The 16,255-nt window shown below is 68.0% G+C and carries 15 protein-coding genes; 11 read left to right on the top strand and 4 right to left on the bottom strand.

Going from position 1 to position 16,255, the window contains the following annotated elements:
• Positions 1-14: 14 nt before the first annotated feature.
• Both LKD76_RS20150 and LKD76_RS20145 read left to right on the top strand, forming a co-directional pair.
• On the top strand, positions 15-512 hold the full coding sequence (locus LKD76_RS20150; RefSeq protein ID WP_227982872.1) for a PspA/IM30 family protein: 498 nt from the start codon (positions 15-17) through the stop codon (positions 510-512).
• A gap of 42 nt (positions 513-554) precedes the next feature.
• Entirely contained in the window at positions 555-1,595 is a 1,041-nt protein-coding gene (locus LKD76_RS20145; protein ID WP_227982871.1) for a hypothetical protein, read from the top strand.
• Here LKD76_RS20145 and LKD76_RS20140 read toward each other — a convergent pair.
• The gene (locus tag LKD76_RS20140) at positions 1,592-2,572 is read right to left on the bottom strand and encodes an LLM class flavin-dependent oxidoreductase (protein WP_227982869.1); all 981 of its coding nucleotides are present in this window, start codon (positions 2,570-2,572) and stop codon (positions 1,592-1,594) included. The genes LKD76_RS20145 and LKD76_RS20140 overlap by 4 nt on opposite strands.
• A 223-nt stretch (positions 2,573-2,795) precedes the next feature.
• Between LKD76_RS20140 and LKD76_RS20135 the strand changes: the two genes are divergently transcribed.
• Entirely contained in the window at positions 2,796-4,343 is a 1,548-nt protein-coding gene (locus LKD76_RS20135; RefSeq protein ID WP_227982868.1) for an amino acid permease, read from the top strand.
• 99 nt (positions 4,344-4,442) lie between these two features.
• On the top strand, positions 4,443-6,179 hold the full coding sequence (locus LKD76_RS20130) for a pyruvate dehydrogenase (RefSeq protein ID WP_227982867.1): 1,737 nt from the start codon (positions 4,443-4,445) through the stop codon (positions 6,177-6,179).
• 12 nt (positions 6,180-6,191) lie between these two features.
• Here the strand turns inward: LKD76_RS20130 and LKD76_RS20125 are convergent, their stop codons facing one another.
• A complete protein-coding gene (locus tag LKD76_RS20125; RefSeq protein ID WP_227982866.1) occupies positions 6,192-7,724 on the bottom strand; it encodes an acyl-CoA synthetase in 1,533 nt (510 codons plus the stop codon).
• 462 nt (positions 7,725-8,186) lie between these two features.
• Here LKD76_RS20125 and argC point away from each other — a divergent pair, with 462 nt between their 5' ends.
• From argC to LKD76_RS20095, 6 genes are all read left to right on the top strand, one after another.
• Positions 8,187-9,284 carry an N-acetyl-gamma-glutamyl-phosphate reductase gene (gene argC / locus LKD76_RS20120; RefSeq protein ID WP_227982865.1) on the top strand — a complete coding sequence of 366 codons (1,098 nt, stop codon included), beginning with the start codon at positions 8,187-8,189 and terminating at the stop codon, positions 9,282-9,284.
• Positions 9,281-10,498: a bifunctional glutamate N-acetyltransferase/amino-acid acetyltransferase ArgJ gene (gene argJ, locus LKD76_RS20115; RefSeq protein WP_227982864.1), complete on the top strand. Its 1,218-nt coding sequence runs from the start codon at positions 9,281-9,283 to the stop codon at positions 10,496-10,498. Before argC ends, argJ begins: the two co-directional genes overlap by 4 nt.
• Positions 10,495-11,415, top strand: coding sequence for an acetylglutamate kinase (argB, locus tag LKD76_RS20110; RefSeq protein WP_227982862.1), 921 nt, complete (start codon positions 10,495-10,497; stop codon positions 11,413-11,415). The genes argJ and argB overlap by 4 nt, the downstream gene beginning before the upstream one ends.
• Complete coding sequence (locus LKD76_RS20105) at positions 11,412-12,599, top strand: acetylornithine transaminase (RefSeq protein ID WP_227982861.1); 1,188 nt, start codon at positions 11,412-11,414, stop codon at positions 12,597-12,599. Before argB ends, LKD76_RS20105 begins: the two co-directional genes overlap by 4 nt.
• Before the next feature lie 2 nt (positions 12,600-12,601).
• On the top strand, positions 12,602-13,540 hold the full coding sequence (gene argF, locus LKD76_RS20100; RefSeq protein ID WP_227985325.1) for an ornithine carbamoyltransferase: 939 nt from the start codon (positions 12,602-12,604) through the stop codon (positions 13,538-13,540).
• Between the two features lie 113 nt (positions 13,541-13,653).
• On the top strand, positions 13,654-14,127 hold the full coding sequence (locus tag LKD76_RS20095; protein ID WP_030518235.1) for an arginine repressor: 474 nt from the start codon (positions 13,654-13,656) through the stop codon (positions 14,125-14,127).
• An 18-nt stretch (positions 14,128-14,145) separates the two neighbouring features.
• On the opposite strand, the gene LKD76_RS20090 is transcribed toward LKD76_RS20095, so the two are convergent.
• On the bottom strand, positions 14,146-14,754 hold the full coding sequence (locus LKD76_RS20090; protein WP_227982860.1) for a TetR/AcrR family transcriptional regulator: 609 nt from the start codon (positions 14,752-14,754) through the stop codon (positions 14,146-14,148).
• A 77-nt stretch (positions 14,755-14,831) separates the two neighbouring features.
• Between LKD76_RS20090 and LKD76_RS20085 the strand changes: the two genes are divergently transcribed.
• Positions 14,832-15,386, top strand: a complete 555-nt coding sequence (locus LKD76_RS20085) for a maleylpyruvate isomerase family mycothiol-dependent enzyme (protein WP_227982859.1) — start codon at positions 14,832-14,834, stop codon at positions 15,384-15,386.
• Here the strand turns inward: LKD76_RS20085 and LKD76_RS20080 are convergent.
• On the bottom strand, positions 15,383-16,189 hold the full coding sequence (locus LKD76_RS20080) for an SAM-dependent methyltransferase (RefSeq protein WP_227982857.1): 807 nt from the start codon (positions 16,187-16,189) through the stop codon (positions 15,383-15,385). The two genes, LKD76_RS20085 and LKD76_RS20080, sit on opposite strands and share 4 nt — an antisense overlap.
• Positions 16,190-16,255: the final 66 nt, after the last annotated feature.

The raw sequence follows: 16,255 nt of genomic DNA, 5'->3' as shown, positions 1-16,255 counted from the left end.
CGTAGCCTGGGGGCATGTCCGAAACCCGTGATATGGCGGCACTGCTCGCCGCGCTGCAGGATGCGGATCTGCTCGAGGTCGTGGCGACCGCGACGACCGGCCGGCCCGGTCTGGAGAAGTTACATCTGGTCGCGGTCGAACTGTCCGCGCGCCCGGTCGATACCGGGCCGGTACCCGATGTGAGTTCCGACACCCCGGGCGCGGCCGCGGCGGTGCCGCCCCCGATCTCCGGCGGATTCGGGCAGGTCGCGGTGGGCTCGGGGGTGCCGTTGCCGCCGGAGGGCTTCGGCGTACCCGGTGGATATTCCGAATCCGGAGTCCCTACTTTCGAGTCAGTTCGCGATAAGGTCGAGCAACGCTTCGGCACCGCGCAGGGGATGGGCGAACTGGATCGACAGACACCGGCGGGCCGCAGCGCGGACGAACAATGGCAGGCGCGGGAGAAGGCCGCGGCCGAACGCCTGGACGCGATCCGGAAGTCGATGCACGGCGACGACGACGCTCGGCATTGATTCCGGCCGGTCCGGGCAGCCCGGACAGGTGAAGGGGAATCGATGACCGCACCGCAGGACATCGCCGCGAAACTGCTCGACGCGCAGGTGGATTTCGTGCTCGCGGAGGTGACCGGCGAGCGTTTCGCCGAGGTTGTCGCCCGCGATATCGGCGATGTGCTGGCGGTCGCCGACACCATCGTCTTCCGGGACGTGGTCGATGTCGAGGCCGCCAAGCAGACCGTGCGCACGGTGGTGGACCGGATCGGCGGCAGCCGGGTACTGCGGGACTCGGTATCGGTGTTCGCCGACGCGATCTACGACGCGATCGCCGGCAGTGACGAGTACACGCTCGGCGATGTCGTCGAGCGCGAGCCGGTGGAAGCGTTGCTGGAGAAGATCTTCGGCATGCACCAGGCGCAGGAGCGCACCCTGGAACGGCTCACCGAGAGTCCGTTGGTGGCGACCGTCGCCTCGAAATTCGTCGACAAGCTGATCGACGACTTCATGGAGTCGAACCGCCAGATGGCCAGCAAGATTCCGGGCGTGGGCTCTCTGGTGTCGTTCGGGACCTCGGCCGCGAAGTCGGCGCGCAAGGCCGCGGAGAAGGCCACCGACGGCACCTTCATCGGCGATATGGCCGGTAAGGGCGCGTTGTTCGCGCTCAAGCGCACCAACAACGCGATTCGTGAGATGTTGCGCGACGCTCCCGTGCACGACGCGGCGATGGAGTTCTGGGATCTGCACGCCGGCGAGCCCGTCAGCGGCCTGCGCGACTATCTGACTCAGGCCGACCTGCGGGAGCTGGCGCTGCTGGTGCACCGCATCATCGTCACCACGCGCGAAAAGGAGTACGTCGGAGTACTTCTCGACGAATGCGTGGAGGTCTTCTTCGTCAAGTACGGCGATCACACACTGGGCGCGCTGCTTCCGGAGCTGGGCCTGTCCGGTGACGACATCGGTACCGAGATCCTGCGCTACGGACCCGCGGTGGTCGAGGCCGCCAAGCGAAACGGTGTGCTGGCCACGCTGATTCGGGCCCGCCTGGAACCGTTCTATACCTCCGAGCCGGTCCTGGCGATCCTGGGCGAGGTGGCGGGCTAGCCTCGGCTGGGTTGCGGTTGCGGGCGCCGCACCGGCAGGTATCGGAGCAGTCCGCAGACGCGGTCGAGCTGGATCGCGAAGTCGCCGGATTCGACCGCCGCGATGCGCAGCAGCACATGGCGCGCGCCCGCGCGGACGTACCGGTCGAGATGTGCGGCGATATCCTCGGCCGTGCCCGTCATCATCACCTGGATTCGCTCGACCTCGGCCACCGGCATCCGGTAGGTCGCGGCACAGTACCGTTCCAGTGCGTCGCGCCCGGCGTCCTGATCGTCGGTGACGAAGACCGTGGCGAAAAGTGCCGGGGTGACGGCCTTCTCGTCGCGACCGGCGGTGGCCGTCGCGGTCCGTACCTCGGTCAGGGCGGTGGCGAAGGTGTCCACATCGGGCGGGTAGGGCAGCCAGCCGTCGTACAGGCGCGCGGTGCGCGCCAGCGCCGGCGGCGTGATCCCGGTCGCCCAGATCGGTGGTCCGCCCACCTGATGGGGACGCGGTACCTCGGGGAGCCAGTCGTATCGGAGCACCTTGCCGTGGAACGGTTCCCGGTTGCCCGTCCACAGCCGGCGCCACAGTGCGACGGTGTCGTCCAGCTGGGAGAACCGGGTCCGGTAATCCACTCCCACGAGGTCGAATTCGGGCCTGCTCAGTTCGGGGAAGCCCGCGCCCACCGCGATGATCAACCGTCCGGCGGCGAGTTGGTCCAGGGTCGCCAGGGTGGCCGCGGCCTGCACGGGATGCCGGAATGCGGGAATCAGGGCGGCGGTGCCCAGGGTTATCCGCTCGGTGAGCGCCGCCGCGGCGGCCAGCAGGGTGAGCGGTTCGACCCGGGCGCGACTGAGCGAATCGCCCAGCCAGACCGAATCGAAACCCCGCTCTTCCGCGGTCACCGCCAGCGTGGCCACCGCGCGCGCGGCATCGCGATGTTCCAGTTGCGCGGCACCGCCGGGCAGTAGCAGGCCGTATCGAATGTCGTTCACGCCGACCAGCGTGCGCCGGTCGCGGGAGTCGCGGCAATTCCCCGAGGGGTATCGCCGGAAGTCCGAATTCCACTCCGCCGGTGGATATCTCGAATTTCCCGATCGTCGTACACGGTAAATCTGACGCCCGACCGCTCGGTATTTATTATCCCGCTGTTGAACGTCCCGTTGAATAACGGTACGTTGTTTGAAGTTTCAATGTTCTCCAGCGGAAGGTCCGGTCATGAGTTCAGACCACCGACCCGTCGAATTGTCGGCACTTGCCGCCGTCCTGCACACCGAGCAGGACGGCTATCGAAAAACGCTGCGCAACCGGCAATTGCAGATGATAGCGATCGGAGGGGTGATCGGCACCGGTCTGTTCCTCGGCGCCGGTGGTCGGCTGGCGGGCGCCGGACCTGGTCTTTTCCTCGTCTACGCGATCTGCGGCATCTTCGTCTACTTCGTGTTGCGGGCACTGGGTGAATTGGTGCTGTACCGGCCTTCGTCCGGTTCGTTCGTCTCGTATGCGCGCGAGTTCTTCGGCGAGAAACTCGCCTTCGTGGTCGGATGGATGTATTTCTTTCACTGGTGTATGACCGGGGTCGTCGACATCACCGCGATTGCCACTTATGTCCGGTATTGGAGCGCGTTCACCGTAATTCCGCAGTGGGTGATCGCGTTGATCGCACTGGTCGCGGTGGTCGGCGCGAATTTGATCTCGGTGCGCTGGTTCGGGGAGCTCGAATTCTGGGTAGCCATGGTGAAAGTCGTGGCGCTGAGCGGGTTTCTGATCATCGGCACGGTCTTTCTGGCGGGGCGTTTCGACATCCGCGGGCAGTCCACCGGCCTCGGTGTGATCGCACATCACGGCGGTATGTTCCCGACCGGAGTGCTGCCGCTGGTCACTGTGACAACTGGTGTCGTATTCGCCTATGCCGCAGTGGAATTGGTGGGCGTCGCGGCGGGCGAGGCGGAACGGCCGGAGGAGATCATGCCGCGCGCGATCAACTCGGTCATCGCGCGGATCGCGGTGTTCTACGTCGGCTCACTGGTGCTGCTCGGATTGCTGTTGCCGTACACGGCGTTCCGGAACGGCGAGAGTCCCTTCGTCACCTTCTTCGCGCGCATCGGAGTCCCCGCCGCCGGGTCGGTGATGAATCTGATCGTCCTGAGCGCGGCGTTCTCCAGCCTCAACGCGGGTCTGTACTCGACCGGCCGGATTCTGCGATCGATGTCGCTGAACGGCAGCGCTCCCGCCGCGGCCACCCGGATGTCGCGCGGCGGCGTGCCCTATGTGGGCATCCTGGCGGCGGGTGCGATCGCGTCGATCGGTGTCGGACTCGATGCGGTGGTGCCGGACAAGGCCTTCGAGATCGTGCTCAACGTCTCCGCGCTGGGCACGATCGTGTCGTGGATGGCGGTACTGCTGTGCCAGCTGCGCCTGTGGCGACGCTGGTACGACGGCATATCGCACCGGCCCGCCTATCGCATGCTCGGTGCCCCCTACACCGGCATCGCGTCGCTGGTGTTCCTCATCGGCGTGATCGTGCTGATGGCCTGCAGCAGTGACCCGATTCAGCGTTGGGCGGTGGTGGCCACGGTGGCCGTCATGGCGCCGATCCTCGTCGGCGGATGGTTCCTCGCACGCCGGAAAGTGCTGCGCATCGCCGCCATTCGGCACGGCCATACCGGACAGTTCCCGGTGGTCGCCGAACGCCCGTGGCCGGGGCGTCCGCCGGAGCCGGAGGTGATCGTGGAGGAGCCGGACCAGCGCCGGCCCGAGCGGTAGTATCCGTCTCGATCGCGAATCTGTTCATCCGGGAGAGCGAGCCTCGGCTCCTGGCACCGGCTTCGCGCCGGCGCCGACCGCACTGGTGGAGGAGAGCGCATGGCGAAGACGACGGTGGCCGATCAATTCGTGGCTGTTCTCGTACAGTCCGGTGTCGCGCGGATCTACGGCGTCGTCGGGGACAGTCTGAATCCGATCGTGGACGCGGTGCGCCGCCATCCGGAGATCGAATGGGTGCATGTGCGCAACGAGGAGGCCGCTGCGTTCGCGGCGGCGGCGCAGGCGCAGTTGACCGGCCGCCTCGCCGTCTGTGCCGGTAGTTGCGGTCCCGGCAACACCCATCTGATCCAGGGACTCTACGACGCGCACCGCACCGGGGCGCCGGTGCTCGCGCTGGCCTCTCACATCCCCTCCGATCAGATCGGCACGCAGTTCTTCCAGGAAACTCATCCCGAACGGCTGTTCGTCGAATGCAGTGGTTACTGCGAAATGATCAGCCGGCCCGAGCAGATGCCGCGCATGCTGCGGATCGCGATCCAGCACGCATCGGCCCGTAGCGAGGTGTCGGTGGTGGTGCTACCCGGCGACGTCGCTCAGCTGGAGGCGGCGCACCCGACCGGTGAGACCAGCCTCGTCTTCGAACTCGGCCGGGTGATGCCCGCCGCGGCGCAGGTGCGCGCGCTCGCCGACGCGCTGAACTCCGCGCGCACCGTCACCCTGTTCTGCGGCGCCGGTGTACGCGACGCGCACGAGGAGGTGAGGCAGCTCGCGCAGCTGCTGCACACACCGATCGGGCACAGCCTGCGCGGTAAGGAATGGATCCAATTCGACAATCCCTACGACGTGGGGATGAGCGGTCTGCTCGGCTACGGCGCCTGCTATCGGGCAATGCACGAGGCGGAGCTGGTCGTGTTGCTCGGCACCGACTTTCCCTACGACGAATTCCTGCCGGGACGCGATACCGTGCAAGTCGATCACGACGCCGCCCGCCTCGGCAGGCGTACGCCGCTGCGGCTGGCCGTGCATGGCGACGTCCGGGAAACCCTGCGCGCGGTCCTGCCGCTGCTGAAGCCGAAGTCCGATCGCGAATTCCTCGACCGCATGCTCGGCGAGCACTGCCGGCTGCTCGAGCAAGTCGTCGACGCCTACACCCGCAATGTGGCCGATCACAAGCCGATTCACCCCGAATACGCCGCCGACATCCTCGACGACCTGGCCGCCGACGACGCGATCTTCACCGTCGATACCGGGATGTGCAACGTGTGGGCGGCCCGCTACCTCACCCCGAACGGCCGCCGCCGGGTGATCGGATCATTCCTGCACGGAACCATGGCCAATGCGCTGCCGCACGCGATCGGTGCGCAGTTCGCGTATCCGGATCGTCAGGTCGTCTCGATGTCCGGTGACGGCGGACTCGGCATGCTGATGGGCGAATTGCTCACCGTGGCACTGCATCGGCTGCCGGTGAAGATCATCGTGTTCAACAATGCGTCGCTGGGTATGGTGCGGCTGGAAATGCTGGTGGACGGACTGCCGAATTTCGAAACCGACCATGCCCCGGTCGATTTCGCGGCGGTGGCGGCGGCTGCCGGCATCCACGCGGTGCGCGTCACCGAGCCGTCGGCCATCCGCGCCGCCATCGCCGAGGCGTTGGCGCATCCGGGACCGGCCCTGGTGGATCTGGTCACCGATCCCGACGCGCTGTCGCTGCCGCCCCACATCACCGCCGCGCAGGTTCGCGGATTCGCGCTCGCGGCCAGCAAGATCGTGCTGACCGGCGGCGTGGGCCGGATGATCGATATGGCGCGGTCCAACCTGCGCAATGTGCCGAGGTGAATCGGCAACTCGTCACAGGTACTGCTCGCGAAGTTTGCCCTTGACCAGCTTCCCCGTCGGCGTGCGCGGCAGTTCGCCGGCGAAATCGACGGTGCGGGGCACCTTGTAGTGGGCGATCCGCTCGCGCAGGAACTCGCGTAGCCGCTGGGCGAGTTCGGGTCCGGGTTCGGCGCCGGGTGCGGCCTGGACCACCGCCTTCACCGATTCGCCCATCTCCTCGTCGGGGACGCCGATCACCGCCACATCGAGTACGTCGGGGTGCAGGGCCAGCGCGTCCTCGATCTCCTGTGGGTAGATGTTCACCCCGCCGGAGATGATCATGAACGCCTTGCGGTCGGTCAGGAACAGGAAACCGTCGGTGTCGAGGTAGCCGATATCGCCGGTCGTGGTCCAGGTCGGATGCTCGGGGTGGATCGCCTTCGCGGTCTTGTCCGGGTCGTTGTGGTAGTCGAACGGAACTTCCTCGCGTTCGAAATAGATGGTGCCGATCTCACCGGTCGGAAGCTCGTGTCCCGCGTCGTCGCAGATGCGAACGGCGCCCAGTCCCGCCTGTCCGACCGAACCGGGTTTGCGCAACCATTGCTCGCTGTCGATGAAGGTGGCGCCGTTCCCCTCGGTCGAGGCGTAGTACTCGTGCAGCACCGGCCCCCACCAGTCGATCATGGCCTGCTTCACGTCGACCGGACACGGCGCCGCCGCGTGGACGGCGACCCGCATACTCGAGACGTCGTAGCGGGCGCGCACGCTCGCGCCCAATTTCAGCATGCGGACGAACATCGTCGGCACCCACTGGCTGTGTGTGACGTGATGGCGTGCGATCGCGGCGAGTGCCTGTTCGGCATCGAAACGCTCCATCACCACCACGGTCCCGCCGAGGGCGTGCACCACACCGCCGAACCGCAGTGGAGCGGCGTGGTAGAGCGGGGCCGGGGACAGGTAGACGGTATCGGGGCCGAATCCGTAGAGCGGGCCGAATACGGCGGTGTAGGTATCACCCGGCGGGTCGCCGACCTGCCGGTCGGGCAGTGGGTGCTTGATACCCTTCGGGCGGCCGGTGGTGCCCGACGAGTACAGCATGTCGGCGCCGCGCGGCTGATCCGGCAACGGTTCGGGAGACGAGGCGGCCGCGGCCTTTTCATACGATGCGTATCCGGCGACCTCGCCGCCGAAGGCCAGCCGGATCCTGGCTCCGGGGGTCAGCTCCGCCACCCGCTGGGCGACCTCGGCCAACTCCGCTGACACGATGAGCGCGCGGGCCCCGCAATCGTTGACGATATAGCTGATCTCGTCCGCGGACAGATGCCGGTTGACGGCCGTGATGTAAAGCCCGGATCGCAATGCCGCCCAGTACACCTCGTACACCTCGAGGGTATTGCCGGACAGCAGCGCGATGTGATCGCCCTTGCGCAGCCCCGCGTCGTGGAGGTGACGGGCCACGCGTACGGAGTTGTCCTCCAGCTCGCGATAGGTCAGCCGCGCGCCGCTCTCGGCCAGCACGACCGCCGGTTTATCAGGGAAACGATCGACATGTGCACCGGGGTACATCCTGGCTCCTCCGCAACACCGCCCACGGCCGCGCCGCGACCGCCGGTAGAGACCGAACCGCCTCGCCGCCGCGAGGCCGGCCCGCCGGGCACTGGCCCGGCGAGCGCGACGATAGCCGAAAGTGAACGGTGATTCGTAGGTTATCGGCAAACTGCCAGACGGTCGGCGCCGCGCGCTCGAATTCATCGTCGCCAGGGTGACCAGTGCGACTACGGACGGTGATCCGGCGAACAACATCGCTGTCGACCCCATGTCCTGTCGGCCGTCATAGAGCCGTTCGCGGGTGAGTGGATCGCGGGTGAGTGGATATCGTGGGCCGCTGGTCGCGCGGGTCGTGTGTCGGCGGATCGGCGGCCGCTGACCTGGCGTTTCGGCGTCGCCGACGACTCTTCCGACGACCTCACCGCGGGGCCGGGTGAACCCGCGCGTGAATGAGCTTGCACGATCGTGCATAATCATCACATGGCGGATACCTCGAGTGGGCCCGTGCTGCGGGTCGCGGTGGCTGGTGCGAGCGGATACGCGGGCGGTGAAGTCCTGCGCGTGCTGCTGGGGCATCCCGAGTACCGATCCGGGCGCCTCGAGATCGGGGCGCTGACCGCCGGGTCCAATGCGGGAACGACGCTGGGGCAGTTGCAGCCGCATCTGCTGCCGCTGGCCGATCGGGTGCTGGAGGACACCACCGCCCAGGTGCTCGCGGGCCACGATGTGGTGTTCCTCGGACTGCCCCACGGCCAGTCCGCGGCGATCGCGCAGCAGCTGCCGGATTCCACGGTGATCATCGACTGCGGGGCCGATTTCCGGCTCACCGATCCGCGGGCCTGGGAGACCTACTACAACTCACCGTATGCGGGCAGCTGGCCCTACGGGCTGCCGGAACTGCCCGGCGCCCGCGCGCGGTTGCGCGGCGCCACCCGGATCGCGGTGCCGGGCTGCTATCCCACCGTCTCGAGTCTGGCGCTGGCGCCGGCCGTGGCCGCGGGACTGGTCGAGCCGGAGGTGAGCGTCGTCGCGGTCAGCGGTACCTCGGGCGCCGGACGCAAACTCGATGTGGGACTGCTGGGTTCGGAGGTGATGGGTTCGGTGCGGGCCTACAGCATCGCCGGCGCCCATCGGCACACCCCGGAGATCGCGCAGAACCTGAAGGCCGCCGCGGTCGCGGCGGGCACCGAAACCGGTGATATCGCGGTGTCTTTCACCCCGGTCCTGGCGCCGATGCCACGTGGCATCCTCGCCACCTGCACCGCGCGACTGCGCCCCGATGCCGCGGGCGCGGTGGCCGACGCGGCGGCCGCGCGCGCGGTCTACGACAAGGCCTACGCCGAGGAGCCCTTCATTCATCTGCTCCCCGAGGGGGTACTGCCGCAGACCGGTTCGGTGGTCGGCTCCAATGCGGTCACCCTGCAGGTGGCCGTCGATACCGCCGCGCGCACGCTGGTGGTGATCGGCGCGGTCGACAATCTGACCAAGGGCACCGCGGGCGCCGCGGTGCAATCGATGAATCTGGCTCTCGGTCTCGACGAGACCGCCGGACTTTCCACCGTAGGAGTGGCACCGTGACCGACACCGATATCGCCGGCGGCACACTGGTCCGCACCCAGGGTGTGACCGCACCGCTGGGCTACCGGGCCGCCGGCATCTCCGCCGGGATCAAGGCCAGCGGAAAGCTCGATCTGGCACTGGTGTTCAACGAAGGTCCCGACTACGCGGCGGCCGGTGTGTTCACCCGCAACAAGGTCAAGGCCGCACCCGTGCTGTGGTCGCAGCAGGTGCTGACCGCCGGCCGGCTGCGCGCGGTGATCCTCAACTCCGGTGGCGCCAACGCGTGCACCGGCCCCGGCGGCTTCCAGGACACCCACGCCACCGCCGAGGAATTGGCGAAGGCGCTCAGCAATTGGGGAACTGACACCGGCGCGGGCGAAATCGCGGTCTGCTCCACGGGTTTGATCGGTGACCGGCTGCCGATGGACAAACTGCTGCCCGGCGTGACCGAGATCGTGCACGAGATGGCGGGCGGGTTGTCCGGTGGCGCCGATGCCGCGCACGCCATCATGACCACCGACACCGTGCCCAAACAGGCGGCGTTCCATCACCATGACAAGTGGAACGTGGGCGCGATGGCCAAGGGCGCGGGCATGCTCGCCCCGTCGCTGGCCACCATGCTGGTCGTCGTCACCACCGATGCCGCGGCCACCCCGGAGCAACTCGACACCGCGTTGCGCAAGGCGACCGCGCTCACCTTCGACCGCCTCGATGTCGACGGCTCCTGCTCCACCAACGACACGGTGCTGCTGCTGGCCAACGGCGCCAGCGGTGTTTCGCCGAGTCAGGACGAGCTCGATGCCGCGGTGCTGGCGGTCTGCGACGATCTGGCCGCCCAGCTGATGGCCGACGCCGAGGGCGTCACCAAACGGGTCGAGATCACCGTTTCCGGTGCGGTCAGCGAGGACGAGGCGCTGATCGCGGCCCGTGCCGTCGCCCGCGACTCCCTGGTCAAGACCGCGTTCTTCGGATCGGATCCGAACTGGGGCCGGGTGCTGGCCGCCGTCGGCATCGCGCCCATCGAACTGGATCCGGATCGGGTCACCGTATCGTTCAACGGAAACCCGGTGTGCGTCAACGGAACCGGCGCTCCCGGCGCCCGCGAGGTGGATCTGTCGGGTCCCGATATCGAGGTGCTGGTCGAACTCGGTCTCGGCGAGGGCACCGCCACCGTCCGCACCACCGACCTGTCGCACGGGTACGTGGAAGAGAATTCGGCGTACAGCTCATGAGCATCGACATCCCGTCCACGCAGGAGCTGTCCGCACTGGACAAGGCGCACGTCCTGGCGGGCGCACTGCCGTGGCTGCAGAAGTTCCGCGACAAGATCGTGGTGGTCAAATACGGCGGCAACGCCATGATCGACGAGGGGCTCAAGCGCGCCTTCGCCGCCGATATGGCGTTCCTGCGCACCGTCGGCGTCCACCCCGTGGTGGTGCACGGCGGCGGCCCGCAGATCAGCGCGATGTTGAAGAAGCTGGGCCTGCAGGGGGAATTCCGCGGCGGCTTCCGCGTCACCACCCCCGAGGTCATGGATGTGGTCCGGATGGTGCTGTTCGGTCAGGTCGGCCGCGAGCTGGTCGGGCTCATCAACGCGCACGGACCGTATGCGGTCGGCATCTCCGGTGAGGATGCCAGACTGTTCACCGCGACCCGCCGCACCGTGACCGTCGACGGCGAGCCCACCGATATAGGGTTGGTCGGCGACGTCACCGCCGTCAATCCGGATGCCGTGCTGGATCTCGTTCGCGCCGGGCGCATTCCGGTGGTGTCGACCATCGCGCCCGACGCCGACGGCGTCGTGCACAACATCAATGCCGATACCGCCGCCGCGGCCCTGGCGCAGGGCATCGGCGCCGAGAAACTGGTGGTTCTCACCGATGTCGAAGGCCTGTACACGAATTGGCCCGATCGGTCATCGCTGACCACCCACATCGACACCGACGCCCTGGCCGCGTTGTTGCCGAGCCTGGACGCGGGCATGGTGCCCAAGATGGAGGCCTGTCTGCGCGCCGTGCGGGCCGGTGTCCCGACCGCACACGTGATCGACGGCCGGGTGCCGCACGCGGTGCTGCTGGAACTGTTCACCGGGGAAGGCATCGGAACGATGGTGACCCCACCCGAGACGGCAGGAACGAATACACCATGAGCACACAGCAATTGCGGCAGCGGTGGTCGTCCGCGCTGATGAACAACTACGGCACGCCGAAGGTGGCGCTGGTGCGCGGCTCCGGCGCGGTGGTGTACGACGCCGACGGCAACCGCTATGTCGACTTCCTGGGCGGCATCGCCGTCAACAGCCTCGGGCACGCGCATCCCGCGATCGTCGCGGCGGTCACCCAGCAGCTCGGCACGCTGGGCCACGTCTCGAATCTGTATGCCAGCGAACCGGTCCTGGAACTGGCCGAGAAACTGCTCGCGCACTTCGGTGACGGCACCGGGCGCGCGTTCTTCTGCAATTCGGGCACCGAGGCCAACGAGGCGGCGTTCAAGATCGCGCGGCTGACCGGCCGCCGCAAGATCATCGCCTGCGACGAGGCCTTCCACGGCCGCACCATGGGCGCGCTGGCGCTGACCGGTCAGCCGTCGAAGCGGGCGCCGTTCGAGCCGATGCCGCCCGGTGTGCTGCACGTGCCCTACGGCGACGCGGTGGCGCTGGCGGATGTGGTCGACTCCGACACCGCCGCGGTATTCCTCGAGCCGATGATGGGGGAGAGCGGTGTGATCGTGCCTCCGATGGACTATCTGGCGAAGGCCCGGGCGATCACCGCCGAGCGGGGTGCGCTGCTGATTCTCGACGAGGTGCAGACCGGAATCGGCCGCACCGGACCGTTCTTCGCGCATCAGGCCGCGGGCATCGTGCCCGATGTGATGACCCTGGCCAAGGGCCTCGGCGGTGGTCTGCCGATCGGCGCGGTGCTGGCGCAGGGCCCGGCCGCGGAGCTGCTCACCCCGGGGCTGCACGGCACCACCTTCGGTGGTAATCCGGTCAGCGCCGCCGCGGCGCTGGCGGTGCTGCGGACCATCGACGAAGAGGGGCTGCTCGCGCATGTCGAATCCGTCGGCAAGACCCTCATCGACGGGATCGAGGAACTGGGGCATCCGCTGATCGACCACGTGCGTGGTGCGGGTCTGCTCATCGGCATCCAGCTGACTCGCGACGTATCGGCCAAGGTGGAGGAATCCGCCCGCGCGGCGGGATATCTGGTGAATCCACCGAAACCGAATGTGATCCGGCTGGCCCCGCCACTGATCCTGACCGAGGCGCAGGCCCGGAGTTTCCTGGCCGACCTACCCGGCATTCTCGCGGCGGCCGATCAGGAGGGTGAGTGACCATGGTGCGGCACTTTCTGCGCGACGACGACGTCACGCCGGCCGAACAGGCCGAAATCCTGGCGCTGGCAGCGGAGTTGAAGGCGGCGCCGTTCTCCCGGCGCCCGCTGGAGGGCCCGCGCGGGGTCGGGGTGATCTTCGAGAAGAACTCCACCCGCACCCGGTTCTCCTTCGAGATGGGCATCGCGCAACTGGGCGGGCACGCGGTGGTGGTCGACGGCCGCGACACCCAGCTCGGCCGGGAGGAAACCCTCGCCGACACCGGCCGGGTCCTGTCCCGCTATGTCGACGCCGTGGTGTGGCGCACGTTCCAGCAGCACCGGCTCGACGAGATGGCCTCGGCGGCAACGGTTCCCGTGGTCAACGCGCTGTCGGACGAATTTCATCCGTGCCAGGTGCTGGCCGATCTGCTGACGCTGCGTGAGCGGAAGGGCGAACTCGCCGGTCGTAAGCTCGCCTATTTCGGTGACGGTGCGAACAATATGGCGCATTCGCTGCTACTGGGCGGGGTGACCGCGGGGCTGAACGTCACCATCGCCGCACCCGCGGGATTCCGGCCGCTGGACTGGGTGGTCGAGGCGGCCCGCAAACGCGCCGCCGAGACCGGGGCGACGATCACCCTCACCGACGATCCGATCGCCGCGGCGACCGGCGCCGACGCGCTGGTCACCGACACCTGGACCTCCATGGGGCAGGAGAACGACGGACTCGACCGGGTGGGCCCGTTCCGGCCCTTCCGGCTCGATGCCGGCCTGCTCGGCCACGCGGCCTCCGATGTCGTTGTGCTGCACTGCCTCCCTGCGCATCGCGGTGAGGAGATCACCGACGAGGTGCTCGACGGTCCGCACAGTGTGGTGTGGGACGAGGCCGAGAATCGCTTGCACGCGCAGAAGGCGCTACTGGTGTGGCTGCTGTCGCGACGATCGGGTGGTGTGGTGTGAGTTCGGCGGGCAGATCGGCCAACGGGTCGGGTGGCGGATCGGAGGGATTGCGATCCTCCGGATCGGAGGGATCGCGATCCTCCGGATCGGAGGGATCGCGATCCGGCCCGGCGATCGCCCGCACGCGGGCAGGGCGGCAGCAGCGCATCGTGGAGCTGCTGTCCGCCAACGCGGTTCGCAGCCAGACCGAGTTGGCGGCGCTGCTGGCCGACGAGGGTATCGAGACCACCCAGGCCACACTGTCGCGTGATCTCGACGAACTGGGCGCGGTGAAGCTGCGCGCGGCCGACGGCGGTGCCGGCATCTACGTGGTACCCGAGGACGGCAGTCCGGTGCGGGGTGTCACCGGCGGCACGTCCCGGCTGTCCAAACTGCTCGGCGATCTGCTGGTGTCCACCGACCACAGCGGGAATCTGGCGGTGCTGCGCACCCCGCCCGGCGCCGCGCACTTCTTGGCCAGCGCCCTCGACCGGGCCGCTCTGCCCGAAGTGGTCGGCACCATCGCCGGCGACGACACCATCGCGGTCATCGCGCGCGAGCCCATGACCGGGGCCGAACTCGCCGCGAAGATCGAGCATCTGGCGTAGGTGAGGGCCGGGCACCGCTCACCGGTCCGGCGCCAATCCCAGTAGCGCGCGTAACGCCGCCCGTCCGCGGTCGGCCGCGCAGGGGTCGCCCAGCAGTTGGATTTCCTGATTGACGGCCATCGTGATGCCGGTGACGACGGTGGCGAGCTCCGCCGGCGACCGGTGCGGTCCAGGCGATTGTTCCTGGGCGGCGGCGATTTCGGCGGTGAGTGCGGTGCGTGCGTCCTCGACGTAGACGCGCAGCCGGTCGCGGAGCACGCCCGGCCGGCCGTCCAGCTCGGTCGACGCGGCGGTGACGAAGCATCCTCCGGGAAACGGGCATTCGGCGAGATAGCCGATCCAGTTGTCGAGCAGCCGGGCCAGTCGCGCGGTTCCGGGTGGCAGGTCGCGCAACGGTTCGATCACCGTCGCCCGGAAGATCTGCCCGGCCTGTTCCAGTGCCGCCAGCTGTAGTCGCTCACGGGATCCGAACGGCCCGATCACCCCGGCCTTACTCATATCCAGGTGTTCGGCCAGCGATCCGATGGTCACACCTTCGAGGCCGACCTGCGACGCCTGTGCGACCGCGACCGCGACGATCCGGTCTCGGGTGTGGGCTGCCTCGGCAACCGAGCGGCGAGGGGACATTCAATAAGCATAGCGTCCGATCGTTCGCTATATTCATTTAGCGAACGAGTGTTTGCTAATTATCGGAAGGTGTTGTCATGAGCGAACTTCTGCGGCTCGACGCGATGGCGCTGGCATTGATCGCCCGCGATGTGGTCACCCTCGGCGAGGCGGATCTCACCGCGCCGACCCCGTGCGCGGGCTGGGATGTCGCCGACCTGATCCGCCACATGAACGAACGGCACGAGGCCGTCGTCGCGTCGATCCTGCCTACCGCCGCCGACCTGTCCGGTGACCCGCGGGAGGTCTTCGCCCACGTCTGCGCGCGCTGGGTCGCCGCGGTCGAGCAGTCGGGGGAGATCGTGGTGCTGCCGCAGGCCGGTCCGCTCGCCGCCGAACAGGTGCTCGCCGTTCATCTCGTCGATATGCTCACCCATCGCTGGGATATCGCCCGGGCACTGCGGCGTGACTGTCCGGTGCCGGCGCGACTGCTGGAAACGGCCCTGCCCATCGCGCGGTCGATCACCGCACCGGGGAGCAGGCTCAACGGGCCGGGCGGCGTCTACTCGGCCAGGCTGGCCGAGGACGAGTCGCGGCCGGTGCTCGACACTGTCGTCGCGTTGCTCGGCCGTGACCCACGGTGGCGGGGTTAGGGTTTGCGCGCCACCGCGCCCCAGCAGTTGACCTGCGCGTCGAGCCAGGCCGGCGGTTCGATGGCGGGACGCCAGCGATTGACCGTGACGATTCCCGGATCCAGCAGTTCGAGTCCGTCGAAGAAGGCGGCGAACTCGTCGCGGCTGCGCGCCTCCACGTGGACCGCGTTGCGCCGGTACATCTCGAACGCCCGATCCATCCCCTCCGGATCGAGGTCGGCGGTGATGTGCGAGGCGACGACGAACGATCCGGGTGCCAGGCCGTCAAGCAGGGTTTTCAGCACCCCGGCCGGGTCCTGCGCGGCCGACAGGAAATGCAGTACCGCGACCAGGCTCAGCGCCACCGGCGTGTTCAGGTCGAGCGTCTCACGCAATTGCGGTGCGCCCAGGATCGATTCGGGATCGTTCAGATCGGCGTCGACGTACGCGGTGCGGCCCTCGGATGACCCGGCCAGCAGGGCACGGGCATGGGCCATGACCACCGGGTCGTTGTCGACGTACACCACGCGCGCCTCGGGTGACTGCAGTTGGGCGATCTGGTGCAGATTGGGTTCGGTCGGGATACCGGTGCCGATGTCGAGGAACTGCCGCACGCCGGCCTCGGCGAGCGCACCGACCGCACGATGCATGAACTGCCGGTTGTGCCGGGCCGCGATGCGCACCGTCGGAAACACCTGCATGACCTTGTCGAGGGCGATCCGGTCGACCTCGTAGTTGTCCTTACCGCCCAGTGCGTAGTCGTAGATGCGCGCGCTACTGGGTAGCTCGGCATCTCCGTTGGCACTGATGTGGGGTGCGGTCATCACAATCCTGTCGGCGCGCGGGTGTCGTCGAGCGATGCTACGTCGGCTCCCGCTCGCGTGCACGAG

Source organism: Nocardia spumae (genome assembly GCF_020733635.1).
Taxonomy (GTDB): domain Bacteria; phylum Actinomycetota; class Actinomycetes; order Mycobacteriales; family Mycobacteriaceae; genus Nocardia; species Nocardia spumae.
The sequence above is the reverse complement of the archived record's forward strand: the minus strand, read 5'-3'. Positions and strand labels throughout refer to the sequence as shown.

What these genes read in the sequence shown, in the direction of transcription:
- LKD76_RS20150 (WP_227982872.1), top strand. Translation starts at nt 15, where the DNA reads ATGTCCGAAACCCGTGATATGGCGGCACTGCTCGCCGCGCTGCAGGAT.
- LKD76_RS20145 (WP_227982871.1), top strand. Translation starts at nt 555, where the DNA reads ATGACCGCACCGCAGGACATCGCCGCGAAACTGCTCGACGCGCAGGTG.
- LKD76_RS20135 (WP_227982868.1), top strand. Translation starts at nt 2,796, where the DNA reads ATGAGTTCAGACCACCGACCCGTCGAATTGTCGGCACTTGCCGCCGTC.
- LKD76_RS20130 (WP_227982867.1), top strand. Translation starts at nt 4,443, where the DNA reads ATGGCGAAGACGACGGTGGCCGATCAATTCGTGGCTGTTCTCGTACAG.
- LKD76_RS20125 (WP_227982866.1), bottom strand. Translation starts at nt 7,724, where the DNA reads ATGTACCCCGGTGCACATGTCGATCGTTTCCCTGATAAACCGGCGGTC.
- argC (WP_227982865.1), top strand. Translation starts at nt 8,187, where the DNA reads ATGGCGGATACCTCGAGTGGGCCCGTGCTGCGGGTCGCGGTGGCTGGT.
- argB (WP_227982862.1), top strand. Translation starts at nt 10,495, where the DNA reads ATGAGCATCGACATCCCGTCCACGCAGGAGCTGTCCGCACTGGACAAG.
- LKD76_RS20105 (WP_227982861.1), top strand. Translation starts at nt 11,412, where the DNA reads ATGAGCACACAGCAATTGCGGCAGCGGTGGTCGTCCGCGCTGATGAAC.
- argF (WP_227985325.1), top strand. Translation starts at nt 12,602, where the DNA reads ATGGTGCGGCACTTTCTGCGCGACGACGACGTCACGCCGGCCGAACAG.
- LKD76_RS20090 (WP_227982860.1), bottom strand. Translation starts at nt 14,754, where the DNA reads ATGTCCCCTCGCCGCTCGGTTGCCGAGGCAGCCCACACCCGAGACCGG.
- LKD76_RS20085 (WP_227982859.1), top strand. Translation starts at nt 14,832, where the DNA reads ATGAGCGAACTTCTGCGGCTCGACGCGATGGCGCTGGCATTGATCGCC.
- LKD76_RS20080 (WP_227982857.1), bottom strand. Translation starts at nt 16,189, where the DNA reads ATGACCGCACCCCACATCAGTGCCAACGGAGATGCCGAGCTACCCAGT.